A 22,572-nucleotide genomic window follows, 5' to 3' on the forward strand; every position below is an offset into this window, starting at 1 on the left:
TTTGTTCTTCATAGCAACGATTTATATGCTGGAAAATCAAAATGGATATATACATCACCTTTTGTATTTGAATTTATATGTATATCACTTACAATAAACTAATAGAACTAAATAATGGGGTGCTAACATTGATTCTACATAAAGGGGATATACTATTTCGTCAAGGTGAAGAAGGACCTTTATATTTTATTAAAACTGGTCTATTAAAGGTCGTTCGGTTACAAGAAGACGGAACACCATTTTTATTTAATATTATCGTTCCTGGTGAGACAATTCCTCACCATTCTTTAATTTCACCGAAAGAATATCATGGTACAGCCATCGCTTTAATTAAGACAGAGGTCCAACCCATTGTATGTAATACATGGTACGAAAAACTACAGGAGAATCCAGAATTATATGCTGACATCGCCATGCAACTACAAACGAAATTGCGAATGATGCAGCAACGAATCGATCAATTAACAACTGTTTCTCCAAAAGAACGTCTCCACCGTTTACAAGAGTGGTTCGCACTCTATTTAGGAGGAATTCCCATTTATGAAATACTAACACAAACAGAAATCGGACAACTTATCGGTGTACGTCGTGAGACAGTAAATCGCTTGTTACGAGAACAAACAAAAAACGAGGTAAACTAACACCTCGTTTTTTTGTTTTCCTTATGATAAGCTTGCTGCCGGTCCGAAAAATTCATAATGAATGTGTTCAGGTGAAACTCCCCATTCTACTAAAGCCGCATTAATATGCTTCATAAATGGTACCGGGCCACAGAAGTAAAATTCTGCTTCAGACGTAGGAATGATAGATTGCAGCCAATCTAAATCAATGAAACCTTCTTTATCAAAGTTTTTCATTTGTAGGTCTTGTTCTGTTGGCGAAGAGTAACAAGTGTATGCTTCTACTTGTTCATAGTCGCTCTCTACTTGCTGTACATACTCTTTCATCGCATGCACATTGCTATTTAATGCTGCGTGAATAAAGTATACCTTACGATTTGAAGCTTGCTCAATTAATGTATTTAGCATACTCATCATCGGCGTAATACCAACACCGCCACTGATTAACACAATCGGTAAGTTTGAATCCATATTTAATACGAAATCTCCTGCTGGTGCACTTAATGGAAGAATATCTCCTTCTTGGATGTGATCATGTAAATAATTAGATATCTTTCCATCCGGTGTCTCTGTAGCTGTTTCTCGTTTTACACTAATTCGATAATAGTCTTTACCAGAAGCATCTGATAAGCTGTATTGTCGATTATGTGTATATGTTTCACCCTCTATATTTAATTGGATCGTTACATATTGACCAGGTAAGAATGAAGATAGCTTCCCTCCATCTTCTGGTTTTAAATAAAATGATGTGATTACGTCGCTCTCTTTCTCTTTTTTTACAATGATAAAGTTACGGAAATCTTTCCATCCTCCTTCTTTTTCCGCTGCCTCTTCATACATTCCTGCTTCGACACTAATAAATGCATCAGCAATTACACCATACGCTTCTCCCCAAGCATCTAACACTTCTTGTGGTGCCTCCGCAACCTCTTTAATTGCTTGTAGTAAACATTTCCCTACAATTGGATAGTGTTCAGCTTTAATTCCTAAACTTCTATGCTTATGAGCAATTTGTTTTACAACAGGAATAATAACTTCTAAATTATCAATATACGTTGCTGCTGCATACACTGCACCTGCTAACGCTTGTTGCTGTCTTCCTTTTTTCTGATTTGTATGGTTAAAAATATTTAATAATTCCGGATGTTCCGAGAACATAATTTGATAAAAGCGTGTCGTAATTTCAACACCTTTTTCTTGTAATAATGGTACTGTTGATTTTACTATTTCAATTGTTTTTGCACTTAACATTGTATCCCACTCCTCTATTTCCTTGTATATTGTTATTGTAAACGAAGCCAAAATGGAAGGTTGTGATTTTAATCACTATAAACACGGTGTTTTTGTGAAAAATATATGAACGATTTAGATTTATCCCGCTATTTGTTACTAAACTAACGAATTAAATATACACCTTCATATTTTTCCCAAAAAGAAATAAGCTAACCAAAATTTTGGATAGCTTATTTCTTTTTTTGTAGAGCGTGTTCAATTATTAAAAATGACGTTTATTTCATCCAATTTTAGCCAAAACTAATAACGAAAGGAGGTAGACAAAAATGAGATTACAATCTTTCATGATTAGTGCCCTTTCTTTTTTAGCTTCGGCATTAATCTTTTATACAGTTGGCTATGTCTTACTATTAGATTTGTTACCAAAGCATCTCTTTATTATTCTTATAATTCTTTCTGCTCTTATGATTTCCTATCTTATTACACGAAAATCGTTAAATGAGCCGTCTACCAAAACAAAATAATAGAGTGAACCTTTTAGGTTCACTCTATTATCATTTCCTAGGAAAGTTTTTGACTATCTTTGCAAATTCATTTTTTCACCATACTCTTTTACAATTTGAATAATATTTTGAAACGTACCTACTTTTTCTTTTTTATGATTCAATACTTGTAAATCATAATGATCATAATAAGTTTCTAATGCTTTTAACTGGGAAGTTGATGCACCCTCTATAGGTACAGTAAGATTCACTTCATATTGTTTATATCCTTCTCTAACTTTTTCTCCTGCAATAGTTTCACTCATTTTCTTTCCGACTACCTGTTGCATTTTTTCAGGAAAAATCAATTGAAAATAATACTCCCCTTCTTTTTCTAAAGTTTTATATAAAGAATCCGAGATTGTATAAAATACTGTGTATTTTATTTTTTTCTCATCTGTTTTAATATGAAAAGCAGTAATTTGCATGTCCTTTTTTGTCACTTCTATTAAAGCGTTCACTTTTGTATCATCATTTTGTTGCTCAGTAGCACCTGGAAGTATAGATAAAAGTTGCTCTGTCTCAGATTTTGTAAGCATATACGTCTCTTTTTCATCCTGTAGCCACCCTTGACGAGATTCCCCTCTTAGCCATGCACGATATATTTTCTTCTTTCCGTTTTTCTCAATTTGGATTTCGTACTCTGGTTCTCCAAAACCCCCTGTTATTTGTTGTTTCTCAGCTTTATTAATAATATCCACCACTTTCTTTGCTTCCTCTTGCTTTAAAACCTTTTCAAGCTTTCCTTTTTGTATAATTGTTACTTGTATACTTTCCTGCATAGGATTCACCGTCTCTTCTACTTGTTTTTTCTCCTTTTTTTGTTCAACTTGACTACACGATGCTAATAAAAAAAATAGTAAGAAAAACACCCATTTTCTTTTCAATTTTTTCTCTCCTATCTAGAACAATAAGAAAAGCTTATTGTCCTTGAAAATGAAACAAAAACGTTATGTATGATGAAATAAGATATACTAAATACGAAGGGAGGTTTTCACATGTCCATTAATTTTCATGATGCTAATAATAAGTACACCTACGCCACGCGAAAAGCAGATTCCTCTTGGTGTGAGATGATTCAAAATATAATTGATGTAAGTGGTAAAAACATAATTGATATCGGCTGCGGTGGTGGTATTTATACGAAAAAACTGGCTCTTATGAGAGCTAGCAAAGTCATCGGCTTCGATTTCTCAAAAAAAATGTTGCAAGCGGCAACAGAGAATTGCGCTTCCGTCCCAAACATCTCATTTATTCATGGTGATGCCCACCATATGCCGTTTGCTAATGAAACTTTTGATATTGTGATTTCTCGTGCTGTTATCCATCATTTACAAGACATCCCGAAATTTTTACAAGAGGCCTCACGTATCTTAAAGAAAAATGGAAGGCTCATTCTTCAAGATCGTACCATTGAAGATTGTACAATTCCAGGAAGCCCAGAACATATTCGTGGGTATTTCTTCTCCATCTATCCTAAGCTCATTCAAATAGAGGAAAAGCGAAGACCGAAAGCAACGCACATACAACAACTCATCGCACAAAACGGCATGTATCCACTTCCCCTTCAAACAATGTGGGAAGTGCGAAAAATCCATGATTCGATTGAAACATTATTACAAGATTTATCACCACGAACAGGCCGATCCATTTTATACGAATTAACAGACAATGAACTTTCTCAATTACTCCATCACATTCACTCTAAACTAAACAATATAGCTCCGATTATTGAACAAGATCGCTGGACTATTTGGAGTGCTACAAAATTTTAAGAAAGCCTCACATAATTTTGTGAGGCTTTCTCCTTTCATAACCTAATTTTGCAACATTCTTGATACCCTCCACTTCTGGCCTGTGCACTTCCACACTTTGGACATACTAAATATCTGGACTGACTTGTCAACAAACTTCCTTTTTGAAAAAGTAACACTTCTGCTTGTTTAAATGAACGCGAATAATATAACCATATGAAACCACAAATCACTATAATTCCGAACAATACACCCATCGCAAGCATTTCCGTCACCTCTTTTTAGTTTGTTCTTTCCAGCAAGTGGATTGTAGTATTATTCTCTATTAATAAAAAAGATTCCTGCCTTTCTGTTCTAATTGTCATATTTCTCAAAAAATTTTTACATAACCTCTATACTTTTACGTACTTTTTACAAAAGATTCCCTTCCACTTCTCATACAATAAAGTGAAACGTCCATCAGTAAGGGTTTTCTTCACCCCTCACTGATTATCAACTCTCACCAATCGGGTCTTTACGGGCAGTAAGTAAAAATCCACACCCTAAAATAATTTAAATTGAGGAGTGTCAATATGAACTATTTCTTATTACTCCCTTTTCTTATCAAACTAATTTTTTCTTTTCTATCCCCTTCTTCTTCACCTACCGACGTATCCGTGCAAATTCTCGGCCTCAATGATTTCCACGGCCAATTAAATACGACTTCAGCGTTGCACGATAAAGCTGTAGGGCGTGCTGATTATATATCTGCTTACATTCAATCCTACCGCGATAAAAACCCTAACACCTTACTTGTTCATACAGGGGATATGATTGGTGGGAGTCCTCCGATTTCAGCACTTTTTCATGATGAACCAACGATGGAGTTTTTAAATAATCTTCAATTTGATGTTGGTACAATAGGAAACCATGAGTTCGATAGGGGGCCCATTGCTCTGCAACAACTAATTAATGGCGAATCCGTTACACAAACAAGTTCGTTTTCAGGTAGCTCCTTTCCTTATATATCCGCAAATATTGTATACAGTGAAACGAATCAACCACTCTTCCCCCCCTATATAATTAAATGGATTGATGGAATTCCAATCGCATTCATCGGCGTTTCTACAAACGATACTCCTTTTCTAACAATGTACAACGATATGTCTTCTATTCGTTTTTTAGATGAAGCTTCTTCGATTAACCTTTATGTGTATCAACTACAAAAGAAAGGTATTCATGCATTTGTTATTCTTGCCCACCTAGGTGGTAATACGACAGAAAGTAATACAAATGGATCTTTAGCTGATTTAGCTATTCAAATAGATCCTGATGTTGATATTATTTTTGGTGGTCACACCCACTCCTATATAAATGGAAATGTGAACGGCAAATTGCTTGTTCAAGCCTACTCATACGGAAAAGCATTTTCAAACGTCACCTTTACATTAAATCGTAAAACGAAAGATATTACGAAAAAAGCTGCAACAATTATCCCTGTCTATCAAAATGCAATTTCTCCTGATTTACACACAAGAAACTGGATAGATTCTTACGCCTCAAAAATCCAATCTAAAGTAGAGGAACAACTCGGAATAACGGACCATGAGTTAACTCGTAATCAAAATGAACACGGCGAATCAAATTTAGGAACAGTTCTCGCAATAGCCCAGCGCCAAACTATGCAGGCGGATATTGCTTTTGTAAATCCTGGAAGCATCCGGCATAATTTAAAAAAAGGAACAATTACATGGGAAGATACCTTCCTCATACAACCATTCGGCAACAAATTAATTAAAATGTATTTGTCTGGAAAAGAAATTCGAAATGTCTTGCAAGAGCAATGGAAAGAAGAAACTCGCATGCTACAAATTTCAGGGATTCGTTATAGTTGGAAAAATAGCATCGTCCAAACAATTTCATTAGATGACGGAACACCATTACGCGATGATCAAATATACTCTGTAGTAGTCAATTCTTTCTTAGCAAATGGAGGAGATAAATTTTTGACATTTAAAGAGGGCAGAAATCGCTCCGAAGGCCCGACAGATCAGGAAGCTTTTGCAAATTTTATTCGTTCTATTTCTCATATAGATACACTCCCTCAAAATTTTATTCAAAAAATCTATTGACTTTATGAAAAAAACATGTGAAAATACTGTCAGAATACTTGAACAAAATTCATTGACGAGAAAGAGTACGTTATATACAGCTGTTCCCCAGAGAGTTGGCATCTTGCTGAAAGCCAACGTTCAGCTCATAACCGAAAATCATCTCCGAGAAGTAGAACCGAAGGATGTAGTAAGTTCTTACCGGTCGTCCCCCGTTACAAGGAACACGTATCATGTTGTACGTTGCAAAGCCGCATACATATAGATGTATTTCTACGTGTATGAACTAGGGTGGTATCGCGGGTAAATATAACTCGTCCCTTTTTAAGGGGCGAGTTTTTTGTGTTCTTACGAATGAATTTTTATAAAAGGAGGAAACACAATGAACACTGTATCAAAAAAACATATTTTTTTCACAGGTCTTATGCTATTTTCTTTATTTTTTGGAGCAGGTAATTTAATTTTCCCTCCAATGCTTGGACAAAACGCTGGTGAAAACTTCTGGCCAGCAATGCTCGGGTTTTTACTAACAGGAGTTGGCTTACCGTTATTAACTGTTATTGCAATCTCTCTTTCAGGAAATGGAATGCAACAACTTGCAAGTCATGTTCACCCTTTATTTGGAATTTTATTTACAGTAGTTGTATATATTGCAATTGGCCCTTCCATGGGAATTCCACGTGTCGCTAACGTCGCTTACGAAATGGGTGTTAGTTCTTTCTTACCAGAAACAATTCGTACTAGTAGCTTATCCTTATTTATATATACGGTCATTTTTTTCACTATCGTATTTTGGCTTAGCTTAAATCCTTCTAAACTCGTTGATCGTATCGGAAATGTGCTAACACCTATTTTACTATTCTCTATTTTCTTATTGTTTGTAAAAAGTGTTTTCACACCACTCGGAAATTCAGGTCCATCGATGCAAGAGTATCAAACTTCTCCTATTTTCAAAGGATTTATGGAAGGATATTTAACAATGGATACGATCTCGGCACTTGCATTTGGGATTATCGTCGTGAATGCAATTCGCTCAAAAGGTGTAGAAGATCGTAAAGCTGTTGCAATTGCAACGACAAAAGCAGGACTTATTGCAGCTGCAGGGCTCGTACTCGTATATGGAGCACTTGGCTGGCTAGGTGTAACTAGTGTTTCACTTGGATATGCAAAAAATGGCGGTCAATTACTTACTGTTATTGTACAACAGTTATTCGGCCCATATGGCCTTGCCTTATTAGCGGTTATCGTTACACTGGCTTGTTTAACAACATGCGTTGGACTTGTATCAGCATGTAGCCAATATTTCTCAACATTATTTGCGAAATTTTCTTACAAAGAGCTAGCAGGTATCATTTGTGTATTAGGACTTCTAGTAGCAAACCTAGGCTTAACAAAAATCATTGCAATCTCTGTTCCAATTTTACTAGTTGTATATCCAATTGCTATCGTACTCGTACTATTATCATTACTCCATAAGTACTTTGGTGGTTACCGTTCTGTTTATGTTGGTGCTTTAATCGGGGCTGCAGTAATAAGTATGTTTGATGGACTAAAGCAAGGAAATGTATCTGTTACATTCATTACCTCTTACTTTGAATTTATTCCATTTTATAATGAAGGAATTGGTTGGTTATTACCAGCGCTTGCTGGAGCAACAATCGGTCTTGTAGTCGCAAAATTAAAGGGTACAAAACCAATACCACTAACGGAAACTCCTTCTGAACCTAAAGCGTCTTAGTAAAAAACTCCCGATTAAGGGGGTTTTTTACACTTGGTAGGAAGTATGACTGAAACTACTTATTTTATACGCTTTCGTATAATACTCAAGGTTTGTATCAACTGTTTCTACTTTCACAACATCATAGCAATCTGTTTGTTTTACTAGAAATAAATAATATTCTTCTGTCGCTTCAATTATCGCAATACAATCTGTTTCAATATCGTATTGCTCCTTAAGTGCTTGCAATGCATTCACGTAGTTTTCTAACTTTTTATTTTTACCCATTTCAAATACTGTTTGAACTAACATACACAATCTCTCCCTTTGTATGTACTATTTCCAATCAAATGATAACGCTTACAAATAAATGCGTCAATAGCGTAAAACTTTAATCAACGGGGTTTTCTTCATCCCCCACTGATTATTAACCCTCACCAATCAAGCTTTTACGGGCAGTTGCTCCACCCCCCTAACCTGTTTGCTTTCACTGAATTTTGAGGTGGAGATCTTACTGCCCGTAAATAGCGGGATAAAGACAACGTCCACCAATGAAACAAGTCATATACAGTGGAAGCCACATTTTATTTCGTTAATTGATGTCGAAATGCATAAATAACAGCCTGTGTACGATCACTTACATTCAACTTGTTTAATATATTACTTACATGTGTCTTTACGGTTTTTAATGCAATAAATAAATCATCCGCAATTTCTTGATTACTCTTTCCCTCTGCAATTAATAATAAGATTTCAAACTCTCGTTCTGTTAAATCTTCATGAAGTGGCTGTTCTTTCTTTTGACGCATACGGGACATCATTTTCCCAGTAACTTTCGGCTCAAGTACTGTTTCCCCATCATAAGTCGCTCGTACTGCATCTGCGATATCGCTCGCTCTTGATGTTTTTAATAAATAGCTCGTTGCACCTGCTTCAATAACAGGATATAGTTTTTCATCGTCTAAAAAACTTGTCACGACAACTATTTTTGCTTCCGGCCATTCTTGAATAATGGCACGCGTTGCCTCAACACCATCCATTTCATCCATAACAAGATCCATTAAAATAATATCTGGCTTTAATGCTAATGCTAATTCTGAACCTTTTCTTCCATTTTCAGCTTCGCCAACCACTTCGATATCCGGCTGAGTTGATAAATACGCTGATACACCCATCCGCACCATTTCATGATCATCTACAAGCAGTACTTTAATCATGCTACTCCCCCTCTCTCTCTATTATAATTGGTACTTTCACTTCAATTTGTGTACCTTTATTCGGAAAACTTAGTACCTTTAGTGTTCCACCAATTTCATGAACACGCTCTTGAATAGACCTCAGACCATATGATCCAGCTTTATTGACACCTACTTCAAACCCAACACCATCATCAATGATTTTTAAAATTGCATATTGATCGATTTGACGAAGACGAACTTCCGTTTTCTTTGCCTTCGCATGCCGTAACGTATTGGATAAAGCTTCTTGCACAATACGGAATAAATGATCTTCCACACCTTTTTTCAATTGAATTGGCTCAATCAACCATTCAATTTTCATATGCTGTTTTCTTGAAAGCTCTGTTAGTAACTCTTCTATACCTTCTGTTAATTTTTTACCTTCAAGTTGTACAGGACGTAAATGAAGCAGCAATGCTCTCATTTCCGATTGTGCATTTACGACCATATTTTCCACAAGCTGCAATTGCTTTTTTGTTGTTTCTGGAATTTGAGCTACCTGTTCATTAATAGCTGACATCATCATAGACATTGCAAAAAGCTGCTGACTCACTGAATCATGCAGTTCTCTAGCTAATCGATGCCTTTCTTGAGAAATAGCTTCTTGTCTCATCTCTTCATTCCAATGAGCTCGTTCATTCGTTACTTTTTGAAATAATCCGGCTTGTTCCTCTAATCGCTTAGCAAGCGCAATTACTTTTCTCTCTACTTCATGAAATTCATCCTCTGCAGTAAACGAAACGTCTTTTGGAAAATTACCTCGCTCTACTTCAAATAAAAAAGTATTTAAACCTTGAATACGCTGCTGCATATAGTAACCAATTGCATATCCAACAATTCCCCCAATAAGAAGACTTGTGCTCATAATGAACAAGCTAATTGGAACAGAAGCAATGGATTCTTTCCACAATAAATCGTATACATCTTCTCTACTTCTCCATACATATACAATCGTACAAATAATTGCAATACTAACAGAAGATAACATAGAGTACCGAATATACATCCATGAAATATTCTTTTGCTTTTTCATTATACTTTCCTCACTTCCGTATCGCCTACGACAAGCGAAGAAATTATTTTAATACGCCGAGGAGCTTCCCTATACTGTTCTGTTTTGAATGTAACATTCCGATTAAATCCTGTCTCTTCATGTCCTGGAAGTAGTACTCTACCAACAATAACAGAATGATTTAAAGATAATTCAATATCGTACGGAACATACAAACGAATGTTACCAATAACGCCACGAATAACGATAACCGTTTCTCCTTCAGGAATCATCGCCGTCGTCAAGTCAATTTCAACATCACCGACTCCGTACTGGACATTAATATCCTCTAATTCATAAATATGATCCATCATTCTTACGTTACCTACCATCATATTTTTAAGATATGGTTCTGTACGATAGATTTGTTTTTCTTCATCTATATATCCTTTTTCCTTAATTTCTACCTGTACAGTTTTTGGCTTCTGCTGTCCTTGTATAAGCTGATAACCGATGAAAGCTAAGCAAGTAACTACAACAAGCACGAAGGCTGCTGATGAAAACAGGAAGAATAAAAAAATAAGTCCTCCGACAAATAAAAACACATTACCTCTCACATAGCGATTCTTTTTCCGATAATGTCTTCCGAACATAATCATAATAAATGCAAAAATAAGAGCACCCGGTTCAAAATGTCCGAGAATCATATCAAGAAAAAGACCAAATCCAAATATGATGAGGAGCATCCCCACTAGTTGTGATTTTGAAAATTGTTTCTTCATTTCAGCTCCCCTCCTTCTTGTCACATATAAATAGAAGAAAAAGGTATTGCTTTCCAACACCTTTTCTTCTATCACTATATCATAAGCTCGTTTTATAATGTACTACAATTATTTTGTTACTTCTTTTGTTAAGGATACTTCATCCTTTTCTTTCATTTCACGCTCAAGCTTTGCAATTTTCATATCAAATGTATCACGCTCATGATCTTCATTCATGCGAAGTTCTAAATCACGAATGTGATCTTCAATTTCTTCAAATCGTAAGAATGGGTTGTTCTCATCCATTTTATGAAGAGCTGTATTCATGCGACGGTTCGCATGAGCCATGTTTTCACGTGCCATTAATTCCATACGCTTTGCATTCATTTCTTTTAGTTTATTTTTCATTTCAGAAAGACGGCGTTCTAACTCATCAATTTGCTCCACTACACCTGCATACATTTCTTCTAGTCGAGCTACTTGCCCTTCATAATATGCTACTTCTTCTAATGCACGTTCATGCAATTGCATTTCCCCTGCTTCTTGTGCAATGATCGCCTGTTTTGATCGCTTATTTACGAAATAACGAGCCTGCTCAAGTTCACGAGCAAAATTAGATTTTAGTGTTTTATGACGCTGAATTAACTTTTCAATTTTTGTTACTTCACGCTCGCTATCGCGTAAATATTGATTTAACATAGCGATTGGATTTTTTCTTTCTTTCTCATCTAAAACATTATGAAAATCTGCTAAAATTGCATCGCGTACACGTCCGAATAAAGATTGTTTCATTATAATCTTCCTCTCTTCTATTTTATGATTTAAATTGTTTTATATTAGTTTTTCATTAACTTGTTCCACTCATCTTCAAAGTTGCTATATCGTTTAGAGCCTTCTGAAGCAGAATCAACTACTACATCTTTTTCTTTTTTCCACTCACGGTATCCATAGTATAAAACTACTAATGCTACGATACCGATTAATGCTGGGGAATGGGAAAGGGCAATTGACAAGCCGATTAAACCGACAATACCCCAAGCTAACTTTCCAAAAAATGATTGTGCTCGCACAAATGATTTATAGCTCCAGTACACAATCCCTGCTCCAATTACGAATCCTACAATACCAGCAAGACTACCAAGAGCAATCAAAGCCAAAATACCGGCCGCGATAAACGCTAAAAATTGTTTCATCTTGTGCTTGCCTCCCTTCGATTTGATACTCTTATCTTAACTATTTTTTTGACTTTCCATAACGAGCTTAAGAACCGTTTTCGAATCAGACTTAAGACCTATTCCGGGTCAGCCCTACATTAAAATGCATATAAAGTTAAACAAAGCAGGTTGGAAGTAAGTATATACGCTTCATAAAGAAAAGAGGATGCCTTATATAAGACATCCTCTTTTCTTTATGCTGTTTTATGATATTGCTTTTTTTCCGCTACCTTTGAAAATCTTGGAAAACCTATTAAGATAGAAATGATACCGCAAACTCCAACTAAGATTGGATAAAACGCATATGGCAACAATTCAACCGGTGACAATGCCGCAAATCCTGCCGCCGTTAACATTTGAGCACCATATGGAATTAATCCTTGTATACAACATGAGAAAAGATCCAATACACTCGCTGATTTTCGTGGATCAATTTCATATTGATCGGCAATATTTTTTGCAAGCGGTCCTGTGAAAATAATAGAAATTGTGTTATTCGCTGTACACATATTCGTCATACTCACTAAACCGGCGATTCCAAACTCCGCGCCTTTTTTCGAACGAATATTACGTGTTAATATATCCATTAAATATTGAATACCACCATTATATTGAATGAGTTCAACCATTCCACCGATTAAAATTGCTAGTAATACCAACTCCATCATACCGCCAATGCCAGTCGTTACACTTTTAAAGAAACTCGCTAATGTATAACTTCCATCTATTAGGCCGATAATGCCAGATAATACAGTTCCACCTGTTAATACGATGAGCACATTCCATCCAAGCAACGCTGTAACAAGTACACCTGCGTATGGTAAAATTTTCACCCAATCAAACGTATGAGCCTTAATTTCTGTATGATTCCCTAATGTAATAACTACTAATAGTACAATCGTTATAATTGCAGCTGGCAGTACAATTAAAAAGTTCGTTTTAAACTTATCTTTCATTTCTGTTCCTTGCGAACGAACAGCTGCAATTGTCGTGTCAGAAATAAATGATAGATTGTCACCAAACATTGCCCCACCGACAACTGTTGCCATCGTTAACGCAATTGAAATATCAGTTTGCTGACTAATCCCTACAGCAATTGGTGCTAACGCTGCAATAGTCCCCATCGAAGTTCCCATCGCTAGTGAAATAAAGGCCCCTATAACAAAAATCCCAGCAACGATAAACCCTTGCGGTAAAATAGATAGTGCTAAATTAACTGTAGAGTCAACTCCACCCATTCCTTTTGCTGTTTCAGAAAACGCACCAGCAAGTACAAAAATCAACACCATAATCATAATATCCGGATTACCAGCCCCTTTGGCAAACCGTTCAACTTTCACTGTAAAGCTTTCCTTACGATTCATCGCTAACGCTGTTCCTACAGCTATTAAAATCGCAACAAGTATCGGCAATTTATAGAAATCACCTGTAATAATGCCAGAACCAATAAATAGCCCCAAAAATATTCCAAGCGGTAATAACGCCAAACCATTCCCTCTCGTTTGTTTCAAAATAACATCTCTCCCTATTTCTAAACCTTTTCTATTCAATAACAAAAGACCTCTTCCGAAAAGAAGAGGTCTTATACATCTATAAGAAACACTCTCCTCATCTTTCAAGCACATGCTTGCTGGATTTGGCACAGCACTCCATCGTGAGTCCGCTGCCGAGGCATCGTAGGGCCAGTCCCTCCGCCTCTCTTTATAAGAAGGTTTCATATTTTATTTTTAATAATAATTTCTCCCCTAACTTTACTCGCTTACAAATCAAAAGTCAATTATTATTTGTATAAAAACAGTTGGTATTTTTTGATATTTATACAAAAACACGAATAAATCAGCATAAAGAAAGGAAAATAGTCACTTTAATTTTTGAATTTCTTTTTCTAAAATTGCAATCCAAGGAAGCCTTTCTTTTTCAATTTCCTCCATAAGCCATTTGGCCGTATCCCACGCTACATTATGTTCTTCTTCAGAAATATCTCCAGCTATATACGCTTCTTCTAATTCATCTTCATCCAGTAAATATACCTCACCATTAGGTAATAACACTACATCCAAATATAAATCGTCGAAATAGGGCATACCTCGCCCATCTATTCTAAATTTTTTTGCCACATCAATATAATACTGCACTAAGTTCTTCTTTTCATCGAGCATAGCCGTAATTGCAAAGTGCTTATTATTTATAAAATACTGCACCCATGTGTATCCATCATTTACAATGCAAAGTTCTTGATTATTATATTGCTTGTAACTAGGCTCTGTCACTTTTGGCGTATGCAGTATCCCTAACATTCCTTGCTCTATGATCTTCACTTCATATGTTTTCTCTATTAGCCGTTCCCAGGACGAACCATCTCCGTATTTCCGTTTCATTATTCTCTCTCCTTTACTATGCAGAAAAGCCCCCACATCTTATGTGAGGGCTTTTCCGACAATTATTACGCTGCTTGTTTCTCTGAAATCTCTTTTAAATAGGCTTGTCCTTTTGCATCGTCATATTGACCTTCCCACTTAGACATAACAACAGCTGCTAAAGAGTTACCTACAACGTTAACTGCTGTACGAGCCATATCTAAAATACGGTCAATACCTGCGATAAATGCTAAACCTTCTGCTGGAATACCTACTGTACCAAGTGTCGCTAATAGTACAACGAATGATACCCCTGGTACACCGGCAATCCCTTTAGATGTAACCATTAATACAAGTAATAATGTAATTTGTTGTGTAATGGATAAATCAATACCGTACATTTGCGCTAAGAAAATTGCCGCAATCGCTTGGTATAGCGTCGATCCATCTAAGTTAAACGAGTAACCAGTTGGAATAACGAAAGATGTAATTGCTTTCGGACAACCGAATTTCTCCATTTTCTCCATCAGTTTCGGTAAAACCGTTTCTGAGCTCGCAGTAGAATACGCTAAAATCAGCTCATCTTTTAAAATTTTGAAGAATTGGAAAATATTAATCCTGAATAATTTTGCCGTAAGTCCTAATACAACTACGACGAAGAAAATCATGGATCCATAAACGACGATTACTAATTTCCCTAACGGAATTAGTGAAGCTAAACCAAATGTAGAAACTGTAACACCAATTAATGCGAATACACCAAATGGTGCGAACTTCATAACTTGGTTTGTTACGTAAAACATTGCATCTGCTACACCTTGGAAAAATTGAAGAACCGGTCTTCCTCTTTCACCAACCGCCGCAACTCCTAAACCAAATAGTACAGAGAAGAAAATAATGGCAAGCATATCGCCATCAACCAATGATTTCATAATATTCGTCGGAACGATATTTACAAATGTATCTGCAAACGAATGACTTTGCACTTGAGCTGTCGTTTCTGCATATTTAGAAATATCAGTCTTTGTTAACTGATCCATATTCACGCCTTTTCCTGGTTGAAAAATATTCGCTACCAGTAGGCCAACAACAATCGCAATCGTTGTAATAATTTCGAAGTAAATAATTGTCTTTCCGCCTAATCGACCTAGCTTTTTAACATCACCAACTCCTGCAACCCCAACAACGATGCTCGCTACGACGATTGGTACAACAATCATTTTAATTAATCTGATGAAAATATCACCAATTGGTTTTAAGTATCCTACAACTGTGCTATCGCCATAAAAAATTGCCCCAACTGCAATACCAAGCGCAAGACCTATTAAAATTTGCCATGCAAGTCCAAGTTTTTTCATACTTGCTGCAACCCCCTTCTTAGATGCGTTAACTCTCCCCTTCTCTCGTTCTATGAAACTAAGAAATTAAGAGTATTACATATTATTCGACAATTCACTACATTTTGTCCCTGTTAAAAATGATAAATCAAAAAAGGAAATCTGACAACTAAATAAGTTTACATGAATACAAATAATTTTCTTGACAAAAATAAAACTCATGTCAGAAAACCTCACATGAGAACGATTCCTCACTATTCACTTATAGATTTTAAAACAAAGCTTTATTGTGTAAAATGAAATCATTTTTATTCATTTTACGTGCTGCTAAAATTAAAAAATTCGATTCTTAATACCAATTTTAACTTTACAATTAGGCGACAAACTCTCCTAAAATATTCTTAATTCCGACAATACTTAGCAATTTTATAAAATTTTCTTTACAGTATGATTACAACAATAGACACCCTTCTTCTTCTTATGATATATACATTCATAGGGAAAGGAGCTAGACAACAATGAAGAAATTTGCAGCTTTCAGCGTTTTAGCAGCAGGAACTATTTTTGTTTCTCCGTTACTTTCACCAGTACACGCGGAAACAAATCAAGATAAATTATCTACAATTGAATCAGAATTAGAGGGAAAACAAAACGACTTACAAAATAAATCAGCAGAAAAAGAACAAACAGAAAAAGAAATACAAGAATTACAAAAAAAGATTGATGAACTAACTATTTCTATTAATAAAAATGAAGCTGATTTAAATGATACAAAGAAAGAAATTAGCAAGACTCAACAAGTCATTGCCGAGAAAAAGAAACATATTGAGCAATTACAAACAAACATAGATACACGTCAAGAGGTCATTAAACAACGACTGCAATCTATGCAAGAAAAACCTCGCACAAATATCATTACGGAAGTGTTAACAAATTCAAATAACATCGCAGATCTTGTTGACAATATATATTCCGTAAGTTTGATTTTAAATAATGATACCGATATTGTAAAAAAACAAACGAGTGATCAAGAGGCTGTAACAGCAGAAAAAGAGACTGTTGAGAAAAAGGAACAGCAATTAGAGGAATCCAAACAAAAATTAGAACATAAGCAACAAGAATTGCAAGCGAATCAACAGCAGCAACAAGCGCTCATTAACGATCTACATACGAAAGTATCCAAAGTAGATTCTGAGATTGAGGGATTAGAAGAATCGAAGAGCATTTTAGAAAATCAACGACAAGCGGTTCAAAAAGCAATTGAAGAAGAAAAACGAGCGGAAGAAGCTCGTAAAGCTGAAGAGGCACGCAAGGCAGAGGACGCAAAAAAACAATCTGCACCAACACCGCAAGATACGAACAAAGGTGGATTTATTAAGCCAGCCGCTGGTTCAAAAACTTCTGGATTCGGCGCTCGTTCCCTAGATAATCATAAAGGCATTGATATCGCAGCCGCTGGAACAGTTCCAATTATCGCCGCTGCAGACGGTGTTGTTATTCGTTCCGAATTATCATCCAGTTATGGAAACGTCGTTTACTTATCACATCGTATAAACGGAAAAACTTATACAACAGTATACGCTCATATGAGCAGCCGTTCTGTATCTAACGGACAAACTGTAAAACAAGGCGAGCAATTAGGATTTATGGGGAACACCGGTCAATCTTTCGGACAACATTTACATTTTGAACTTCATATTGGTGAATGGAATGTAGGTAAAACAAATGCAGTTGATCCTTCAAGTTATATCGGATTATAAAAGGAAACTTTAATCATTGTGTTTCTTACCATATTACTTCTTTGCTTTCACTGAATTTTGAGGCAGGAGTTTTACTAGCAGATAAATAAAGAAACTCGGTACATACCGAGTTTCTTTATTTATCCCGAAAGCAGGTTCTTTTTTATTCACCTCCATTATTTTTAACACTTTGTAGGCATTTTACATAGACTAAAACAAAATGCCTATTCATCTAGGGGGGATACACATGAATACAGAACAACAAGCAGAACTACAAGAAGCCAAAGAAACATATGTTGGCCGATTATTTACGCTTGGTAGTTCGATCCTATTTTTAATTGGTTCCGTTATATCAATTGCTACAGCTTATAAAACATATACTCGTTTATTAAAAACATCTACATCACAATAAAGTGAAACTTTAACCAGCGAGAGTATTACTGTCCGCGAATAGCGGGATAAAATAAAAAGGCAGGGAATTTCCCCTCGCCTTTTTATTTTGCAAACATCTTAAATATACCAATTGCATTTAAAAATACGATTACTACTGTAATTGGAATTACATAACGTAGTAAGAAAAACCAAATGTTAAATAATGTTTTTCCTTTCGTTTCTGTAACTTCTAATTCCTTCATTAGTAAATCTTTACTCATTTTATTCGGTACAAACAATGAAATCGCTAGTACTCCTAACGGCAGCAATACATTGCTTACCGCAAAATCCACTAAGTCAAAAAATGTTTTTCCAAAGACTTTTACATCACTCATAACCCCAAATGATAGAGCGCATGGAATTCCAACGGCAAAAATGAGTAATCCAATAATAAATGATGCTGAAGGACGTTTCTTCTCATTATCTTTCGCTACAGATGCAACAACAATTTCAAGCATCGAGATTGCAGAAGTTAAGGTTGCAAAGAAGAATAAAATTAAAAACATAATAAAGAAAAATTGTCCGAATGGTATTTTTGCAAATACTGCCGGGAGAACAATGAACAATAAACCTGGTCCTTCTGTTGGTTTAACCCCTAACGCGAAGATCGCCGGGAAAATCGCTAGTCCGGCAAGCACTGTAATAAAAACTGTTAAGCTCACAATTGATGTTGCTGATTTCGCTAAATGCTCTTCTTTCTTTAAATATGAGCTGTATGTTACCATTACCGAAGCTCCTACTGTTAGTGAAAAGAAAGATTGTCCCATCGCATACAAAATCGTATCTGCTGTTAACTTTGAAAAATCCGGTTTTAAGAAAAACTCTACACCAGCCCATGCACCATCAAGTGTAAGAGCACGAATAATAATAGCAATAAACAAAATAAATAATAGCGGCATCATATACTTACTTGCCTTTTCGATTCCTTTTTCTACACCTTTACTTACAACAAAAATAGTACAAAGCATAAAGATCAGCTGAGCGCCTACCGCACTAGCAGGATTCGAAATTGTTTGTTCGAACAATTTGCCATATTCAACTGCCCCGCTCCAAAAATTCCCTGTCACACTATAATATAGATATAATAAAATCCATCCACCTACGACACTATAAAAGGATAATACACTAAAGCAAGTAACAACGCCCATACGACCAATCCATGGATATAATTTACTATTTGGTACTAACAATTTATATGCAGTAACCGCTTCTTTTTGTGTACTACGACCTATAACAAACTCAGCTATAAGAAGAGGCATACCAATAAACAAAGTTAATAATAAGAAGACTAGGAAAAATGCTCCTCCTCCACCATTACCTGCAACGTACGGAAACTTCCAAATCGCTCCAAGTCCTACTGCGGCTCCGGCTGCTGCGAGTACAAAACCTATTTTCGATGTCCATTGCTGTGTTTCTTTCATTGTAAATTCTCCTTTTCTGAATATTTACACTTTTCTTAATTATACACTTTCATTTCATACTCGCACACCTCCTTTAGAAAATAAAAAAGCCCCCTACACGCTACTATGCATGTAGAGGACGATATATGTAATAGAATACCGTGGTACCACCTCGATTGGATTAAATAATCCCACTTGTTCAGGTACAGGAAAAATTCCGATACCCTATCCTTGTAACGGCGGAACCCGGGTTGCCTACTAAATAGTTCAGCATACCTCTCGCAAACCCATTCTGTATATTTTATCGTACCGGGCTCACACCTTATCCCAGCTCTCTGAACGCATCAAATATACGTACTCTTCTTGCTCATCGATTTCATCTATTGAAGTTACTTGTGATTATAGAGTAGATTGCTATATTTGTAAAGAGGAATTTAATTTATCCGGCTATATAAAAGGATCCGACCGCTTCTACGCATGGCCGGATGCTCTCTTCCACCTAAAAAGAAAGGTTTATCTCAGTTTTTTAATTTATATTTTCAGCAATACGTGTATTCTATTCTACACATACTCTTTCAGCTAACTCTTGTAAAAACCTTTCTCTTTTTTGCTGGTTTTGAATATACTCAAGCTTCAACACTTCTTGCAATAAAATATTCTGTTGTCTTTTTTCTAGTCGTAATTGTTTCACCTTCATTCTTACTTCATATAAGAAATCAAGATAGTCTTCATATGTCTCATCATATTTCATCGCAATATCATCCCGAATTTTTTTCGCAAGTTTTGGACTTGCACCTCCAGTAGAAACGGCAACATTGAGCTTTCCTCTATGCATAGTTGCTGGAAAATGAACATTTCCACTTTCAGGATTAGTAATCACATTCACAAGCTGGTTTAATGATGCATCTTGTGCAATATGCTCATTTAATATTGCATCACTTGTAGCTGCTACTACTAAGAATGCATCTTCTAGATCACTTTTTTCATAGTCTTTTTGAAACCAGCGAATTTTCTTTGATTCTACAAGCTTCATTAAACTCTTATCTAAATCACGACTCACTACTACTATATTCGCTCCTTCTTTTAGTAAAGGCGCGATTTTATATGATGCCACTCGGCCACCACCAATGACAACAACTCGTTTATTTCTAATTCGAACTGTAAGTGGGTACACGCTCATCTCCCCTTAAAGTTTCTTCCGTTTTCTGAATCAACATTTCTTGAAATACATGATTTTCCCCCAAATAAGGACATACATGTATACTCGAATAACTATAATTGCGAACCTCTCGTTCAATATGTTTCATTAACAATCCTGTAAATAGTAGATAAGGCAGAACAACGATGTTCTCATTAGCTCGGTTTACAACTACTTTTAACTTTTCCTCAAATCGCGGCTCCGCTGCAGCTAAATAACATACTTCTACCTTTCCAACTTTCTCTTCTTGTTCAAACAAAGAAGCAATACGCTTAATATCTTGTAACGTCTCAGGATCACTACTCCCCCTTGCAACAAGTAATAGGGTCACTTCATTTTCATACTCTTTAATGCCACTTCCCTTATACGCAGCCGATACGAGTGATTCCGAAACACCAAACGGATTCCCATAAGTCATTACAATGTGAGGATATTTATTTTTCATTTTTTTCAACTCATTTGGGATATCTTCTTTCACATGCCCTGCTGCTAATAAAAAGACCGGAACAACAACAATTTCTGTTGCGCCTCTTCTTACGCAAGCAGCAAAGCCTTCTGAAATAAAAGGCTTTGCTAACTCTAAAAAACACAGCTCTTGAATAGGAGCTGATACACGATTCATACAAGAAGAAACAAAGTCTATCGCTTCCTCTTTCGCCTCTCGCAACCTACTTCCATGGCATATATATAACACAGCTTTCATTTTATAACACTTCGCTTACTGGATACGTAATGTCAGCCTGGCGTTCAAACCAATGAATTTTTTCACGAAAACGAACAACTTCTCCAATCACAATCATACTCGGATTTTGAATCCGCTCTTTTCCAGCAATCGTTACAATTGTTCCTAACGTTCCTGTAATGGTTCGCTGAGATGATGTAGTTCCCCACTCCACAATAGCAACTGGCGTATCTTCTCCTTTTCCATGTTTCAAAAGCTGTTCACATATATAAGGAAGGTTGCTTACTCCCATATAAACAGCAAGCGTATCAACACCTTTCGCTAAGTTTTCCCACTTCACATCTTCTTCAGCACCCTCTTTCCGATGCCCTGTCACAACAGCGAAACTTGCGCTCGCGTCCCGATGTGTAACAGGAATACCAGCATATGCTGAAGCAGCAATCCCAGCTGTAATACCAGGTACAATTTCAAACGGAATACCATGCTTTACTAACGCTTCCGCTTCTTCACCACCTCTTCCGAATACAAATGGATCTCCACCTTTTAAACGCGTTACAATTTTTCCTTTTTTCGCATATTTAACAAGAAAAGCATGAATCGTTTCTTGTTTCATGGTGTGATAGTTTGGTAGCTTCCCACAATATATTAAGTCTGCATCTGGCTTTGCATAAGAAAGTAATTCCTTATTTACAAGACGATCATATAAAATGACATCCGCTCGTTCGATACACTTTACCCCTTTTACAGAAATTAACTCTGGATCTCCCGGCCCTGCACCAACGATATATACTTTTCCCATCATCTCTCCTCATTTCTACTATAAGGTGAAACTTCCATCCCTATTACGAATAGAAGTTACTATATAAATCCATTTTGATTTTCCAACATATAAGTCACTGCTATAAAGAACAAAAGGTGACCTGCACTCGTTTTCTCTCTTTGTTTTCACTCGACATGAGGCAAGAGGAGGAGCTGACCGCTGCTATGCATGGCCGAATGCTCTCTCCCACCTGAAAAGAAAGGTTTGATATCGGTTTTTCAACTTGTATTACACTGTCTCCTGCTCATGAATGACAAATGCTGCACCTGTTCGAATCTTCTTTTTTTCATAGAGAGAGATTTCTTTCACTTCTGGAAGCGGTAAAAAATACTTCTCTAATTCTACTTCCACAAGTTTAAACGCCTGTTCTTCACTTTGCGCAACAACCACTACAGGAACAACACCATTTGCCAATACTGCTTCAAAACGATACAAATCCATATTGCT

24 protein-coding genes, 1 riboswitch and 2 other annotated features are annotated in these 22,572 nt (G+C 36.2%); of the genes, 7 read left to right on the forward strand and 17 right to left on the reverse strand.

Annotated elements, in window-relative coordinates; translation table 11 throughout:
* Positions 1 to 128: 128 nt before the first annotated feature.
* Positions 129 to 641, forward strand: coding sequence for a Crp/Fnr family transcriptional regulator (locus MHH45_RS09010; RefSeq protein WP_018764236.1), 513 nt, complete (start codon positions 129 to 131; stop codon positions 639 to 641).
* A gap of 21 nt (positions 642 to 662) precedes the next feature.
* Here the strand turns inward: MHH45_RS09010 and hmpA are convergent, their stop codons facing one another.
* The gene (gene hmpA / locus MHH45_RS09015) at positions 663 to 1,871 is read right to left on the reverse strand and encodes an NO-inducible flavohemoprotein (RefSeq protein ID WP_016131283.1); all 1,209 of its coding nucleotides are present in this window, start codon (positions 1,869 to 1,871) and stop codon (positions 663 to 665) included.
* A 308-nt stretch (positions 1,872 to 2,179) separates the two neighbouring features.
* Between hmpA and MHH45_RS09020 the strand changes: the two genes are divergently transcribed.
* On the forward strand, positions 2,180 to 2,377 hold the full coding sequence (locus MHH45_RS09020) for a hypothetical protein (RefSeq protein WP_016131282.1): 198 nt from the start codon (positions 2,180 to 2,182) through the stop codon (positions 2,375 to 2,377).
* A 53-nt stretch (positions 2,378 to 2,430) separates the two neighbouring features.
* Here MHH45_RS09020 and MHH45_RS09025 read toward each other — a convergent pair whose 3' ends face one another.
* Positions 2,431 to 3,282, reverse strand: a complete 852-nt coding sequence (locus MHH45_RS09025) for a hypothetical protein (RefSeq protein ID WP_016131281.1) — start codon at positions 3,280 to 3,282, stop codon at positions 2,431 to 2,433.
* A 111-nt stretch (positions 3,283 to 3,393) separates the two neighbouring features.
* Between MHH45_RS09025 and MHH45_RS09030 the strand changes: the two genes are divergently transcribed.
* Positions 3,394 to 4,170, forward strand: coding sequence for a class I SAM-dependent methyltransferase (locus MHH45_RS09030; RefSeq protein ID WP_016114038.1), 777 nt, complete (start codon positions 3,394 to 3,396; stop codon positions 4,168 to 4,170).
* Between the two features lie 35 nt (positions 4,171 to 4,205).
* Here MHH45_RS09030 and MHH45_RS09035 read toward each other — a convergent pair whose 3' ends face one another.
* Positions 4,206 to 4,415, reverse strand: coding sequence for a hypothetical protein (locus MHH45_RS09035; RefSeq protein WP_016114037.1), 210 nt, complete (start codon positions 4,413 to 4,415; stop codon positions 4,206 to 4,208).
* Between the two features lie 306 nt (positions 4,416 to 4,721).
* Between MHH45_RS09035 and MHH45_RS09040 the strand changes: the two genes are divergently transcribed.
* Both MHH45_RS09040 and brnQ3 read left to right on the forward strand, forming a co-directional pair.
* Entirely contained in the window at positions 4,722 to 6,260 is a 1,539-nt protein-coding gene (locus MHH45_RS09040; protein WP_088094148.1) for a bifunctional metallophosphatase/5'-nucleotidase, read from the forward strand.
* Positions 6,261 to 6,303: 43 nt separating this feature from the next.
* Positions 6,304 to 6,564: a binding site (T-box leader), on the forward strand.
* A 57-nt stretch (positions 6,565 to 6,621) separates the two neighbouring features.
* Positions 6,622 to 7,977 carry a branched-chain amino acid transport system II carrier protein BrnQ3 gene (gene brnQ3, locus MHH45_RS09045; protein ID WP_016114035.1) on the forward strand — a complete coding sequence of 452 codons (1,356 nt, stop codon included), beginning with the start codon at positions 6,622 to 6,624 and terminating at the stop codon, positions 7,975 to 7,977.
* A 27-nt stretch (positions 7,978 to 8,004) separates the two neighbouring features.
* On the opposite strand, the gene MHH45_RS09050 is transcribed toward brnQ3, so the two are convergent.
* The 9 genes from MHH45_RS09050 to gltP all read right to left on the reverse strand — a co-directional run bounded on the left by MHH45_RS09050 (position 8,005) and on the right by gltP (position 15,875).
* Entirely contained in the window at positions 8,005 to 8,268 is a 264-nt protein-coding gene (locus MHH45_RS09050; protein WP_088094147.1) for a DUF3992 domain-containing protein, read from the reverse strand.
* Between the two features lie 272 nt (positions 8,269 to 8,540).
* A complete protein-coding gene (locus MHH45_RS09055; RefSeq protein ID WP_016114033.1) occupies positions 8,541 to 9,173 on the reverse strand; it encodes a response regulator in 633 nt (210 codons plus the stop codon).
* Between the two features lies 1 nt (position 9,174).
* Entirely contained in the window at positions 9,175 to 10,227 is a 1,053-nt protein-coding gene (locus MHH45_RS09060) for a sensor histidine kinase (RefSeq protein WP_016114032.1), read from the reverse strand.
* Positions 10,227 to 10,967, reverse strand: coding sequence for a cell wall-active antibiotics response protein LiaF (gene liaF / locus MHH45_RS09065; protein ID WP_016114031.1), 741 nt, complete (start codon positions 10,965 to 10,967; stop codon positions 10,227 to 10,229). Before liaF ends, MHH45_RS09060 begins: the two co-directional genes overlap by 1 nt.
* 108 nt (positions 10,968 to 11,075) lie before the next feature.
* Positions 11,076 to 11,738, reverse strand: a complete 663-nt coding sequence (locus MHH45_RS09070; RefSeq protein ID WP_003196232.1) for a PspA/IM30 family protein — start codon at positions 11,736 to 11,738, stop codon at positions 11,076 to 11,078.
* Between the two features lie 44 nt (positions 11,739 to 11,782).
* Entirely contained in the window at positions 11,783 to 12,139 is a 357-nt protein-coding gene (locus MHH45_RS09075) for a lmo0954 family membrane protein (RefSeq protein ID WP_016114029.1), read from the reverse strand.
* Between the two features lie 215 nt (positions 12,140 to 12,354).
* Positions 12,355 to 13,671 (reverse strand): Na+/H+ antiporter NhaC family protein, encoded by a 1,317-nt coding sequence (locus MHH45_RS09080; protein WP_033671057.1) that lies wholly within the window; start codon positions 13,669 to 13,671, stop codon positions 12,355 to 12,357.
* 94 nt (positions 13,672 to 13,765) lie between these two features.
* A riboswitch (SAM riboswitch) is annotated at positions 13,766 to 13,870 on the reverse strand.
* 149 nt (positions 13,871 to 14,019) lie between these two features.
* Positions 14,020 to 14,538 carry a DUF402 domain-containing protein gene (locus MHH45_RS09085; RefSeq protein WP_088094146.1) on the reverse strand — a complete coding sequence of 173 codons (519 nt, stop codon included), beginning with the start codon at positions 14,536 to 14,538 and terminating at the stop codon, positions 14,020 to 14,022.
* Positions 14,539 to 14,603: 65 nt separating this feature from the next.
* Positions 14,604 to 15,875: a glutamate/aspartate:proton symporter GltP gene (gltP, locus tag MHH45_RS09090; protein ID WP_016114026.1), complete on the reverse strand. Its 1,272-nt coding sequence runs from the start codon at positions 15,873 to 15,875 to the stop codon at positions 14,604 to 14,606.
* Between the two features lie 497 nt (positions 15,876 to 16,372).
* Between gltP and MHH45_RS09095 the strand changes: the two genes are divergently transcribed.
* A complete protein-coding gene (locus MHH45_RS09095) occupies positions 16,373 to 17,614 on the forward strand; it encodes a murein hydrolase activator EnvC family protein (protein WP_016114024.1) in 1,242 nt (413 codons plus the stop codon).
* Between the two features lie 226 nt (positions 17,615 to 17,840).
* Positions 17,841 to 18,005: a hypothetical protein gene (locus tag MHH45_RS09100; protein ID WP_016114023.1), complete on the forward strand. Its 165-nt coding sequence runs from the start codon at positions 17,841 to 17,843 to the stop codon at positions 18,003 to 18,005.
* A gap of 82 nt (positions 18,006 to 18,087) precedes the next feature.
* On the opposite strand, the gene MHH45_RS09105 is transcribed toward MHH45_RS09100, so the two are convergent.
* From MHH45_RS09105 to MHH45_RS09125, 5 genes are all read right to left on the reverse strand, one after another.
* A complete protein-coding gene (locus tag MHH45_RS09105) occupies positions 18,088 to 19,446 on the reverse strand; it encodes a sodium-dependent transporter (RefSeq protein WP_016132635.1) in 1,359 nt (452 codons plus the stop codon).
* Positions 19,447 to 19,557: 111 nt separating this feature from the next.
* Positions 19,558 to 19,805, reverse strand: a binding site (T-box leader).
* Positions 19,806 to 19,981: 176 nt separating this feature from the next.
* On the reverse strand, positions 19,982 to 20,599 hold the full coding sequence (locus MHH45_RS09110; protein ID WP_088094145.1) for an NAD(P)-binding protein: 618 nt from the start codon (positions 20,597 to 20,599) through the stop codon (positions 19,982 to 19,984).
* Positions 20,574 to 21,326: a sirohydrochlorin chelatase gene (locus MHH45_RS09115; RefSeq protein ID WP_033671030.1), complete on the reverse strand. Its 753-nt coding sequence runs from the start codon at positions 21,324 to 21,326 to the stop codon at positions 20,574 to 20,576. The genes MHH45_RS09110 and MHH45_RS09115 overlap by 26 nt, the downstream gene beginning before the upstream one ends.
* Before the next feature lies 1 nt (position 21,327).
* Positions 21,328 to 22,104 (reverse strand): uroporphyrinogen-III C-methyltransferase, encoded by a 777-nt coding sequence (gene cobA, locus MHH45_RS09120; protein WP_016114019.1) that lies wholly within the window; start codon positions 22,102 to 22,104, stop codon positions 21,328 to 21,330.
* Between the two features lie 249 nt (positions 22,105 to 22,353).
* The gene (locus MHH45_RS09125; RefSeq protein ID WP_016114018.1) at positions 22,354 to 22,566 is read right to left on the reverse strand and encodes a DUF3906 family protein; all 213 of its coding nucleotides are present in this window, start codon (positions 22,564 to 22,566) and stop codon (positions 22,354 to 22,356) included.
* Positions 22,567 to 22,572: the final 6 nt, after the last annotated feature.

The organism is Bacillus sp. FSL K6-0042 (assembly GCF_038006685.1).
Classification (GTDB): Bacteria; Bacillota; Bacilli; order Bacillales; family Bacillaceae_G; genus Bacillus_A; species Bacillus_A pseudomycoides.

Coding starts and splice junctions, on each gene's coding strand:
- hmpA (WP_016131283.1), bottom strand. CDS start 1,871: ATGTTAAGTGCAAAAACAATTGAAATAGTAAAATCAACAGTACCATTA.
- MHH45_RS09020 (WP_016131282.1), top strand. CDS start 2,180: ATGAGATTACAATCTTTCATGATTAGTGCCCTTTCTTTTTTAGCTTCG.
- MHH45_RS09030 (WP_016114038.1), top strand. CDS start 3,394: ATGTCCATTAATTTTCATGATGCTAATAATAAGTACACCTACGCCACG.
- MHH45_RS09035 (WP_016114037.1), bottom strand. CDS start 4,415: ATGCTTGCGATGGGTGTATTGTTCGGAATTATAGTGATTTGTGGTTTC.
- MHH45_RS09040 (WP_088094148.1), top strand. CDS start 4,722: ATGAACTATTTCTTATTACTCCCTTTTCTTATCAAACTAATTTTTTCT.
- brnQ3 (WP_016114035.1), top strand. CDS start 6,622: ATGAACACTGTATCAAAAAAACATATTTTTTTCACAGGTCTTATGCTA.
- MHH45_RS09050 (WP_088094147.1), bottom strand. CDS start 8,268: ATGTTAGTTCAAACAGTATTTGAAATGGGTAAAAATAAAAAGTTAGAA.
- MHH45_RS09055 (WP_016114033.1), bottom strand. CDS start 9,173: ATGATTAAAGTACTGCTTGTAGATGATCATGAAATGGTGCGGATGGGT.
- MHH45_RS09060 (WP_016114032.1), bottom strand. CDS start 10,227: ATGAAAAAGCAAAAGAATATTTCATGGATGTATATTCGGTACTCTATG.
- liaF (WP_016114031.1), bottom strand. CDS start 10,967: ATGAAGAAACAATTTTCAAAATCACAACTAGTGGGGATGCTCCTCATC.
- MHH45_RS09070 (WP_003196232.1), bottom strand. CDS start 11,738: ATGAAACAATCTTTATTCGGACGTGTACGCGATGCAATTTTAGCAGAT.
- MHH45_RS09075 (WP_016114029.1), bottom strand. CDS start 12,139: ATGAAACAATTTTTAGCGTTTATCGCGGCCGGTATTTTGGCTTTGATT.
- MHH45_RS09085 (WP_088094146.1), bottom strand. CDS start 14,538: ATGAAACGGAAATACGGAGATGGTTCGTCCTGGGAACGGCTAATAGAG.
- gltP (WP_016114026.1), bottom strand. CDS start 15,875: ATGAAAAAACTTGGACTTGCATGGCAAATTTTAATAGGTCTTGCGCTT.
- MHH45_RS09095 (WP_016114024.1), top strand. CDS start 16,373: ATGAAGAAATTTGCAGCTTTCAGCGTTTTAGCAGCAGGAACTATTTTT.
- MHH45_RS09100 (WP_016114023.1), top strand. CDS start 17,841: ATGAATACAGAACAACAAGCAGAACTACAAGAAGCCAAAGAAACATAT.
- MHH45_RS09105 (WP_016132635.1), bottom strand. CDS start 19,446: ATGAAAGAAACACAGCAATGGACATCGAAAATAGGTTTTGTACTCGCA.
- MHH45_RS09115 (WP_033671030.1), bottom strand. CDS start 21,326: ATGAAAGCTGTGTTATATATATGCCATGGAAGTAGGTTGCGAGAGGCG.
- cobA (WP_016114019.1), bottom strand. CDS start 22,104: ATGGGAAAAGTATATATCGTTGGTGCAGGGCCGGGAGATCCAGAGTTA.
- MHH45_RS09125 (WP_016114018.1), bottom strand. CDS start 22,566: ATGGATTTGTATCGTTTTGAAGCAGTATTGGCAAATGGTGTTGTTCCT.